Source organism: Tsukamurella paurometabola (assembly GCF_900631615.1).
GTDB classification, from domain to species: Bacteria; Actinomycetota; Actinomycetes; order Mycobacteriales; family Mycobacteriaceae; genus Tsukamurella; species Tsukamurella paurometabola_A.
Map to the genome: position 1 here is coordinate 1642799 of NZ_LR131273.1, position 9295 is coordinate 1652093.

Annotated in this window: 12 protein-coding genes; 5 read left to right on the forward strand and 7 right to left on the reverse strand. The window is 67.6% G+C overall.

Annotation, left to right across the window (positions count from 1 at the left end; translation table 11 throughout):
• Window positions 1–97: 97 nt before the first annotated feature.
• Window positions 98–484, forward strand: a complete 387-nt coding sequence (locus ELY19_RS08125) for a hypothetical protein (protein ID WP_126195756.1) — start codon at window positions 98–100, stop codon at window positions 482–484.
• 84 nt (window positions 485–568) lie between these two features.
• Here the strand turns inward: ELY19_RS08125 and ELY19_RS08130 are convergent, their stop codons facing one another.
• The gene (locus ELY19_RS08130) at window positions 569–859 is read right to left on the reverse strand and encodes a hypothetical protein (protein ID WP_126195757.1); all 291 of its coding nucleotides are present in this window, start codon (window positions 857–859) and stop codon (window positions 569–571) included.
• 87 nt (window positions 860–946) lie between these two features.
• Between ELY19_RS08130 and ELY19_RS08135 the strand changes: the two genes are divergently transcribed.
• The gene (locus ELY19_RS08135; RefSeq protein ID WP_019201617.1) at window positions 947–1357 is read left to right on the forward strand and encodes a hypothetical protein; all 411 of its coding nucleotides are present in this window, start codon (window positions 947–949) and stop codon (window positions 1355–1357) included.
• A 19-nt stretch (window positions 1358–1376) separates the two neighbouring features.
• Here the strand turns inward: ELY19_RS08135 and ELY19_RS08140 are convergent, their stop codons facing one another.
• The 5 genes from ELY19_RS08140 to ELY19_RS08160 form a co-directional block, all read right to left on the reverse strand.
• On the reverse strand, window positions 1377–1658 hold the full coding sequence (locus ELY19_RS08140; RefSeq protein WP_019201618.1) for a hypothetical protein: 282 nt from the start codon (window positions 1656–1658) through the stop codon (window positions 1377–1379).
• 342 nt (window positions 1659–2000) lie between these two features.
• Complete coding sequence (locus tag ELY19_RS08145) at window positions 2001–3338, reverse strand: MFS transporter (protein WP_223120329.1); 1338 nt, start codon at window positions 3336–3338, stop codon at window positions 2001–2003.
• Window positions 3339–3423: 85 nt separating this feature from the next.
• Window positions 3424–4242 carry a DUF8832 domain-containing protein gene (locus ELY19_RS08150; protein ID WP_040765953.1) on the reverse strand — a complete coding sequence of 273 codons (819 nt, stop codon included), beginning with the start codon at window positions 4240–4242 and terminating at the stop codon, window positions 3424–3426.
• Window positions 4243–4294: 52 nt separating this feature from the next.
• Complete coding sequence (locus ELY19_RS08155) at window positions 4295–4630, reverse strand: metal-sensitive transcriptional regulator (protein ID WP_019201621.1); 336 nt, start codon at window positions 4628–4630, stop codon at window positions 4295–4297.
• On the reverse strand, window positions 4627–4902 hold the full coding sequence (locus tag ELY19_RS08160; RefSeq protein ID WP_019201622.1) for a YHS domain-containing protein: 276 nt from the start codon (window positions 4900–4902) through the stop codon (window positions 4627–4629). Before ELY19_RS08160 ends, ELY19_RS08155 begins: the two co-directional genes overlap by 4 nt.
• 271 nt (window positions 4903–5173) lie before the next feature.
• Between ELY19_RS08160 and ELY19_RS08165 the strand changes: the two genes are divergently transcribed.
• The 3 genes from ELY19_RS08165 to ELY19_RS08170 all read left to right on the forward strand — a co-directional run bounded on the left by ELY19_RS08165 (window position 5174) and on the right by ELY19_RS08170 (window position 7905).
• Complete coding sequence (locus ELY19_RS08165; protein ID WP_019201623.1) at window positions 5174–5386, forward strand: heavy-metal-associated domain-containing protein; 213 nt, start codon at window positions 5174–5176, stop codon at window positions 5384–5386.
• A 5-nt stretch (window positions 5387–5391) separates the two neighbouring features.
• On the forward strand, window positions 5392–5574 hold the full coding sequence (locus ELY19_RS23425; protein WP_139057781.1) for a hypothetical protein: 183 nt from the start codon (window positions 5392–5394) through the stop codon (window positions 5572–5574).
• Window positions 5575–5691: 117 nt separating this feature from the next.
• The gene (locus tag ELY19_RS08170) at window positions 5692–7905 is read left to right on the forward strand and encodes a heavy metal translocating P-type ATPase (RefSeq protein WP_019201624.1); all 2214 of its coding nucleotides are present in this window, start codon (window positions 5692–5694) and stop codon (window positions 7903–7905) included.
• A gap of 90 nt (window positions 7906–7995) precedes the next feature.
• On the opposite strand, the gene ELY19_RS08175 is transcribed toward ELY19_RS08170, so the two are convergent.
• Complete coding sequence (locus ELY19_RS08175; RefSeq protein WP_175546284.1) at window positions 7996–9288, reverse strand: MFS transporter; 1293 nt, start codon at window positions 9286–9288, stop codon at window positions 7996–7998.
• Window positions 9289–9295 lie beyond the last annotated feature (7 nt).

A 9295-nucleotide genomic window follows, 5' to 3' on the forward strand; every position in this document is an offset into this window, starting at 1 on the left:
TAGTTCCCCGGCGGTGATTGCGCACCGAACCGGTGGAGTCGGGGGTGGTGCCGGGCCTGTCACTCCGCGGTGCAGGCGTCCTGGCAGGCTGGCCTGCATGGCCGACGAAGTGAGTGAGGATGATCTGGCGGGGATCCGTGCCCGGTTCCTTCCGGGGTGGTACGGGTCCCTGGATGTGGGGCCTGGCTGGTACCGGTTGATCGTCGATCTCGACCGGGAGCTGGCGGCGATCGACCCCGGCTACCAGCTGATTCAGATCAAGGAGAAGTTCGGCGGCCTGCGGTACTACGTCGAGTTCGAACCGGACCGGCCCCGGCCGGGTTTCGACGAGTTGATCCGGGCGGCGGAACGGCGGTCCGAGCGTATGTGCGAGCAGTGCGGCGGTGACGGTGGCCTCACGCGCCGCGGGAGCTGGGTCCGGACCCTGTGCGCCGCGGACGCCGAGGCGAGCGGATTCACCCTCGACGAGTCCGCACCGGACTAGAAGGGTCGGTGTGGGTCCGGGTGCACGGTGATCAGTCGTCGGTGTCTGGCAGGCGATGTCCGGCGAACCGGATCCACGGCACCGTCACGTCGTGATCGCCGAATGTGAGCGTGATGCTGACCTCGCGGACGCCCGCGGCGGTGAGGTGACGCTGGAGTGCGGTGAGGACCGCGGCGGTCGCGCGGGCGCCGACCTCTGCGGCTGTCGTGGCACCGCGTCGTCGAGCAGCTGGGCGGCCGTGCGGTACCGCTGATCGATCAGGTCCATCTCGGCGGTGATGGCGTCCACCCGGGCCCGCCGCTGCGGGTCGGCGAGAATCCGCGCCAGTCGCTCATCGCCGGAGATGAACCGCACTTCGTCGCCGCTTTCCGTCATGGTCGTCAGTATCCACTTCTGGGCCAGCTCTGGGTGCGGGTCATTTCGGGTGGACAAGTGCACCGGCCGCGCGGATCATCACCTTGCGTGGACGAGACGAGCGCCGGCGCCGCTGCGGCAGCGATACTCGACGAGCTCGTCGGTCCCTTCTACGACGCCGATGGTGTCACCGGGTACCTCGGTCTAGATGGCGATGACCTGGCGCGGATGGTCGCCGCGGAGCAGGTGATCTGGGTGCCGCTGGCCGGCGGCACACCGGTGTTCCCTGCGTGGCAGTTCCCCGACGGTCGCTGGGTGGATGAGCGGCTGCTGACCGTCTGGCAGGCCCTGCGGCGCGCCGCCGAGCCGTGGACGGCGGCGTGCTGGATGTGCGCGCCGTCGGCGGACCTCGATGACCAGACGGCGATCACCTACCTCACCCGCGGCCCGCGTGATCCCCGCCGCCTGGACACCGTCCTGGCACGTGCATCCGAGGACGGCGCCCGCTGGCTGCAGTAGGGGCGTGGCACCGGAGCGGTTACCTGGTACCGGTTTCGGCGGACCCTTCCTCGAGGACCTTCGCGGTGAGACCGCGGGCGTGTGCTGCGCTCCAGGCGGCGGCGAGGTTGTCGGCGCGGCTCTGCCAGGTCATCTCGCCGAGGTACTCGGCGTGCTGCTTCGTCGCATCGGTCCACCGCAGTTCCGCGTATAGGCGCCGGTATTGGCACCGGAGGACCACCCGCCCGAGAGCGTGGGGCGCGGTGCGGATGACGCGGTTGTGGCGGCCGCCTGCGGCGTCGTCCTGCTCTTTGGCCTGCACTGCCTTGTTCGAACCTTGGGGGACTCGCCAGTGGTGGTCTTCGCGGCTAGCGCGCCGTCGAGGAGCCGTACAGCCGCGCGGTATTGACGGTCGAGCAAGGCCATCTCTGTGGTGATGGCGTCTACGCGCGTCCGGCGCTCCGGATCGGACAGGATCTGGGCCAGCCGGCATTGCCTGAAACGAACTGCGCAGCCTCGTCGCTTGTCGCCATAGCGTCAGTATCCACCCACCGGACGGTGGTGAGCGGGGCGGCCAGCTTGTACGGATCAGGATTGGTTGCCTGCCATAGACGAGGCGGCCGCGATGGGACGGCGCAGGTGCTGGAATTTCGTCGCCTGGGCGTTACGCGGCTTGTGTGCATGTACACTGGCACTCGGTCAGGGTCCCGTCGGCGGCCGCAGCGTGACGCCATGCCTGATCGGGTGGGACCGCGCCGCCTTCCTCCGCGGGGGCCGGTACCTGCGTGCCAGCGGGCAGGGCACCGCGCCGCCAGAGCAGCGGCGCGGCGATCGCACCGGCGGCGGCGATCAGCGCGAGTACACCCCACGCGGGTACGAGACCGAATCGTGTGGCCCCCCAACCCGCGATCGGGTAGGCAATGAGCCAAGCGAGGTGCGAGAGCGAGAACTGCGCCGCGAACACGGAAGCAACGTTTGCCGGCGCCACAGCAGACCGCAGCACCTTTCCGGTCGGGGTGATAGCCAGCGCTGAGCCGGCACCGCTCGCCAGCCAGATCGCCGCGGTCACCGCCCAGCTCGGCCGGTCCACCGCAGCCATGGCAACCGCCGCAGTAGCCGCGGCGGTGAGCAGGCCCGCTCCGGTGAGCATCACGGCGCGGGCGGTCACCCGGTCGAGCAAGCGTGGTACCGCTAGTGCCACAGCTAGGGTCCCACCGCCGGACGCCGCCATCATCCACGCGACGTCGGACTCGGACCCGCTCAGTCGGTCACGGACGTAGTTGACGGTGTTCACCACCACGATCGAACCGGCCGCGGCGACAGCGAAATTGACCGCGATGACTCCTCGCAGGCTGGCGGTACCTGTGAAAATCCGCAGACCGGCGAAGATCCGGTCCGTTGGCCGCGTGGCGCCCGACGGTTTCGCGTTGGGTACCTTGGCTTGCAGCACCAGCACCGCGGACAGGACGAACCCGATCGCGGTACCGACGAAGAGCACATTGAACTCGATCACCAGCAACGCCAGCGCCGCCACGACCGGGCTGACCAGACTCTCCATCGTGTAGGCAACTTGCGAGGCCGACAACGCAGTGGTGTACTCGCGCTCATCGGTGATGATGTCGGGGATCACGGCTTGGAACGTAGGCGTGAACGCGGCCGACGCCGCCTGCAGTGATCCGATGAGCACGTAGATCTGCCAGACCTCAGTGACGAACGGCAACGCCAGCACGATCGCCGCACGGAACAGGTCCAGCGCAATCAGGAACGCGCGTCGCGGCAGCCGGTCGACGTACGCCGCCGCCACCGGTGCGATAACGACATAGAGAACCATCTTGATCGTCAGCGCCGTTCCCAGGACGACCGCTGCGGACGAGCCAGCGATGTCGTAGGCGAGCAGCCCGAGGGCGACCGTCGCTAGCCCGGTGCCGAGCAGCGCAACGATCTGCGCACTGAACAACAGGCGGAAATCGCGATGAGAAAAAGGCCCCACGATGGCTCCCAACTAGTTGGCGACGACGTCGATCGAACAGGGCCCGCAGCGCACGCCACCCCGGGCTCCGGAAAACCTAGTACTGCCTGAATCAGCGCTACTGATGGTGGTGCGCGCTCGCACCGCCAGTGACTGCACCGGTGGTGCCTCCGGTGGCAACGAGGGTGAAGTCCGCGGTCCGGACGGTGTCCTGATGTCGGAAATCCAGGAACAGCCGGTAGGTTCCCACGGAGGGAGCGACCGCGTGGAACCGGATCCGGGGACCTGCAGGCGTCTGCGGGTCCGACGGGCTCCCCTCGGGATGGATATGCAGGTAAGCGAGGTCACCGGCCCGCAACGCCACCAGGTGGCCGTACGCAGCAAGATAGGGCTGCAGATCGGTCACCGGGACGCCATTCCAGGTGACGACGGCCTGCAGCTCCCCGGCTTGGGCGGCAACGAGATCGCCCTCGAGCGTGACGGTGTAGTCGCCGCCGGTCCAGGCCCTTCTCAACTCAGGCAAGGGCCGAGGATGGAACCCGCCAGGCACGAACAGGTCGGCACCGAGCGTGAGCCCGTCCGGCGCGCCCTGCGGCACGAAATCGGCCAAGACCCGCCACACTCCCGGCGTGAGCGCCAGCTGCACAGTCCAGGACCCGGCACTGTCCATCGACGGATGGACGTGGTGAAAGACGCTGGTGTCGCGGCTCACAACGATCAAGTGCAACTGCTTGTCGTGACGTTCCTCGAAGGTGACTAGCGGCTCGCCGTCGGGCCCGAGGATCACAAAGCGAAGTTCCACGGTCCCGGCGTCGACGATCTGGATCGCCGGTTCGAAGCGATAGCCTCGAGCGGCGACCTGCAGCCCCTGTGGCACTTCGGGCCCAACGCCGTGACCGGCGTGTCCTGTGTGATCGGTATGCGAACCGTGCTCCATAACGTGCTCCTTCGCGGAAACGACAGCCACCGGGACGACACCCCGGGTGGACTCATGATCGGACGAGACGGGTGATCGCGGCAGTCGCTTCGTTCAGCTTGGTGTCGAGTTCCTGCTGGTCTGAGCGGGCGGCCTGGACGACGCAGTGCCGCATGTGGTCATCCAGCAACGCCAAGGCGAGCCCTTGCAGGGCGCTCGTCGCGGCACTGATCTGGGTCAGGATGTCGATGCAATACTGGTCCTCATCGATCATCCGCTCAATGCCACGCACCTGTCCCTCGATCCGCTTCGCCCGCATCAGATAGCGCGACTTATCGGTCAAATACCCGTGCTGCGCCGCACAGCACTCGGCCCGCTCGACCGCAACCGCGGGGATATCGGTGCTCACGCCGAGGCCGCCGTAACGTACTTGTGTGGGTCGGCGTCGAACCGAGGCCCGCACCCGGCGCAGCACAGGTAGTACCGCGTGCCCTCGAAGTCGCGGTAGAGGCCCTTGCTGACAGCGGCAGACTTGTCCACCACCGTGCCGGTCATGACGGGGCACTCCGCCGTGTCGGTACCGCCTGTGCCCGCCTGCCGGGCGCTGCGGGTCAGCTCGAGCGACTGCTCGCCGGGGCCGGTGTGCCCACAGCAAGACTGTCGGTGTGCATTGTCGGTCATCGTCGAACTCCTTCATCTCAGGCCCCCCGACCGTCTCACATTCACCTGAACGGGTACCCCAGCCGGGTACCCCAGCCGGGTACCCCAGCCGGGTACCCCGAATATATACCCCGGCGGGGTATTGACCGCAAGGGTTGCTCGGGATCGGCCGCGCGACCACCGCTCCGGCGCACTCGCCGCGACAGGAGGGCCTAGACATACCCGCCTGGGGTATGTTAAGCATGATTTGGAGATACCCACAGGGGGTATCTGAACTGGGTAGGAGAAGGCGATGACGACCAGCGAATACCAGGTGACAGGCATGACCTGCGGCCACTGCGAAATGTCCATCCGTGAGGAGGTCAGCCTTATCCCCGGTGTCGAGTCCATCGAGGTCAGCGCGCAGACGGGTCGGCTGCGTGTCACGGGAGCGCAGCAGGTGACCGACGAGCGGGTTCTCGCCGCGGTGGAAGAGGCTGGCTACTCGGCAGTGCGCAATCCATGAGTGCCATGCGCAGGCTGATCGTCTACGTGGTTGCGGTGACCGGTGTCTTCGCCAGCGCGTATGTGATCGGTGGGGTGGCAGTACCCGACTCGGCGGTCGCGCGGTGGGAGCACCGTGCCCCCGGTGGATCGCCCGCCGTGCCGGCGAGTGAACCGGGCGCCCCGCACGGTGGCGGCCACCAGCAGTGACGCAATGAAGCAGCGCGGGCCACAGGCCTGGCGATAGACCGCAAGTACGGATCGAGGAAAATGATGAGTGTGTCAGCGCCGTCGGGCGGCCGTAGTGTCGAGCTGGACATCGGCGGGATGACGTGCGCCTCGTGCGCGAACCGGATCGAGCGCAAACTCAACGGGCTCGATGGGGTCGAGGCCACGGTGAACTACGCCACGGAGAAGGCGAAGGTGCACGTCCCCGAGGGTTTCGATGCGCAGGCGCTGATCGACGAGGTGGCAAAGACCGGCTACTCGGCGACTCTCCCGCGGTCCTCGACGCCGGGGGCTGGAGGACCTGGTGCTGGGGTTGCCGGCGAGGACATGGACCCGGAGCTGACGTCCCTGAGGCAGCGGCTGATCGGCTCGGCTGTGCTGGCGGTGCCGGTAGTCGCGATGGCGATGGCACCGGCCCTACAGTTCACCTATTGGCAGTGGGCATCGCTCACGCTCGCTGCGCCAGTGATCGTCTGGGGTGCCTATCCGTTCCATCGGGCGGCGTGGATGAACCTCAAACACGGAACCGCCACCATGGACACCCTCATCTCGATGGGCACCCTAACAGCGTTCCTGTGGTCGCTGTACGCGTTGTTCCTCGGCACCGCCGGCACCCCCGGGATGACACACGGGTTCGAGTTCTCGATCGCTCCGTCGGACGGAGCAGGCAACATCTACCTCGAGGTCGGCGCAGGGGTCACGGTGTTCGTGCTCGCCGGCCGCTACTTCGAGAAGAGGTCCAAGCGGCAGGCCGGAGCAGCATTGCGCGCGCTCCTCGAGCTCGGCGTCAAGGACGTGGCAGTGCTGCGTGACGGCGCGGAGGTTCGGATCCCGGTCGCCGAGCTGGCCGTCGGCGACACCTTCGTGGTCCGACCGGGGGAGAAGGTCGCCACCGACGGGGTGGTCACGTCCGGATCCTCGGCCATCGATGCGTCGATGCTGACCGGCGAGTCCGTCCCGGTCGAGGTCTCCGTTGGGGACACGGTGACCGGAGCGACGGTCAATTCCGGAGGACGGCTTGAGGTGCGCGCCACCCGGGTCGGAGCGGATACGCAGCTCGCGCAGATGGCCAAGCTCGTCGAGGACGCGCAGACGGGGAAGGCCGAGGTGCAACGGCTCGCGGACCGGATCTCGGGTGTGTTCGTGCCGATCGTCATCGCGATCGCGTTCGCCACCCTCGGCGCGTGGCTCGGTGCTGGCTTCCCCGTCGCGGCCGCGTTCACTGCCGCGGTCGCCGTGCTCGTGATCGCCTGCCCGTGTGCACTTGGACTGGCCACGCCGACAGCGCTTCTCGTGGGAACGGGTCGTGGAGCCCAGATGGGTGTACTGATCAAGGGCCCGGAAGTGCTCGAGTCCACCCGCAAAGTCGACACCATCGTGCTCGACAAGACCGGAACGGTCACGACCGGCAAGATGACGCTGGCCGAGGTGATTGCAGAGGACGGCACCGACTCTGACGAACTGCTACGGCTAGCCGGTGCATTGGAGAACGCCTCCGAGCATCCGATCGCCCAGGCCATTGCCGCCGCGGCTCGCGACAGTGGCGGAGAACTGCCCACACCGGAAGGTTTCGCCAACGTCGAAGGACAAGGGGTGCAGGGCGTGGTCGACGGGCATGCCGTGATCGTGGGCCGCGAGAGTTTCCTGGCTGACTGGGCACTCGAACTGTCCCCTCGGACGGCGGCCGCGAAACGGGACGCCGAATCGGACGGTAAGACCGTCGTGGCGGTTGGCTGGGACGGTCAGGCGAAGGGCATCCTCGTTGTCGCCGACGCGGTCAAGCCGACCAGCGCCCAGGCCATCAGCGAACTGCGGGCCCTGGGCCTGAAGCCGGTGCTGCTCACCGGTGACAACGCCGCCGTCGCACAACGAATCGCGGCTGAAGTCGGCATCGACGAGGTCATCTCCGAGGTGATGCCGCAGGACAAGGTGTCGGTGGTCAAGCGCCTGCAGGATCAGGGCAAGGTCGTCGCCATGGTCGGCGACGGCGTCAACGACGCACCTGCGCTGGCCCAGGCCGACCTGGGCCTGGCAATGGGAACCGGCACCGACGTCGCGATCGAAGCCTCTGACATCACGCTGGTGCGCGGCGACCTGCGCAGCGCCGTTGACGCGATCAGGCTCTCTCGCAAAACGCTGAGCACGATCAAGACGAACCTGTTCTGGGCATTCGCCTACAACACCGCTGCGATACCGGTCGCTGCGGCGGGCATGCTCAACCCGATGCTGGCCGGGGCCGCGATGGCCTTCTCCAGCGTCTTCGTCGTCGGCAACAGCCTGCGGCTGCGTGGCTTCACCAGCGTCGCCAACTAACGTCGCCCCGGCCCCGGCCCCGGCCCTCCACCGCGGAGGGACCGGGGCCCTGCGTATCGGAACACCGCAGCACAGACTCCTGACAGCAGGTCACCGACGATGCATTCCCGCCGCAGCGGCCACGTCCGCTTCGCGGGCCGCGGGATCGGGCACACTCAGTGCGCCGGCTCGATGGAGCGCCCGCAACGCGAGTGCCGCGCCGGAACCGACGATGATGAGCACCAGCCAGATCAGCGCCGGGAACCCGAGCCGGTCCCCCAATGACATGAGCGCCCCGGTGCCGAGGTTGCCGGCCAGGATCCCCACGCCGACCACCGTGTTGTAGAGCCCGTAGTGGGTAGCGACGAGTCGATTGCCGGAGAGGCTGACGACCGTGTCCATCTCGAATGGGAAGACGGTCGCCGTGGCTATCGCCAGGCCCGCTGCCGCCAGCAACAGCGCCGCGATGGCGGCGACCTGCCCGGTCAGCGTTGCGGTCGGCACTGCTAGTAGCGGCACGAACGCCACCGTCATGAGCGCCATCCCGAGGCTGAGGCTGCGGGTGGGCCCGAACCGGCTCCGGAACCAAGCGGTGATCCGCAGCTGCCCGGCCACGGCGATCACACCGGTTACCACGAATACGGCCGCCACAAGGTAGGTCGACGCTTGCTCGCTGCTGGTGATCGACGCCGCGTGCAGTGGCAGCGCTAGATAGACCTGGAAAGAGAGCACGTAGGAGCCGATCATCGCGCACGAGAACAGCACGAACCGCCGGTTGCTGGCCACGGTCCGCCAGTCGGCAAGCACCGACGGCCGCGGCTCGGCTGTGGCTCTGCGGTCGCGCCGATCGCGTGGCAGAGCCAGGATCTGCGCGACGGTCAGCACGCCGAAGACCCCAGCGGCGACCGCCGATGTCACCTGGAAGTCGAAGGCCATCAACGCTACCCCGACCAGCGGGCCGATCAGGATGCCGCCCTGGTAGAAGATGTTGAAGATCGCGAAGGCTTCGATGCGCCGGTCTCCGGCGTCAGCGGCCAGGTACGCGCGCACCGCGGGGTTGAACAGTGCCCCGGCGAATCCGGTAGCTACGGATGCGATTAGCAGTGCAGGCAGCGATTCGACCGTCGCCAGCAGTACGAACCCGATGGTCCGCAGTAGGCACCCGGCGACGATGAGCGGCTTGAAGCCGAGTCGGTCGGCGAGGGTGCCGCCGATGAGGAACATCCCTTGCTGGGAGAAGTTCCGAATTCCCAGCACCAACCCGATCGCCCAGCCGGCGAGCCCGACGGGGCCAGCGAGGTATCCGGCTAGGTAGGGCATGAGCATGTAGAAGCCCAGGTTGATGGTGAATTGGTTGACCATCAACACCTGGCTGGGCCGGTCGAAGGTCCGGAACGTGGCGATGGGCCCC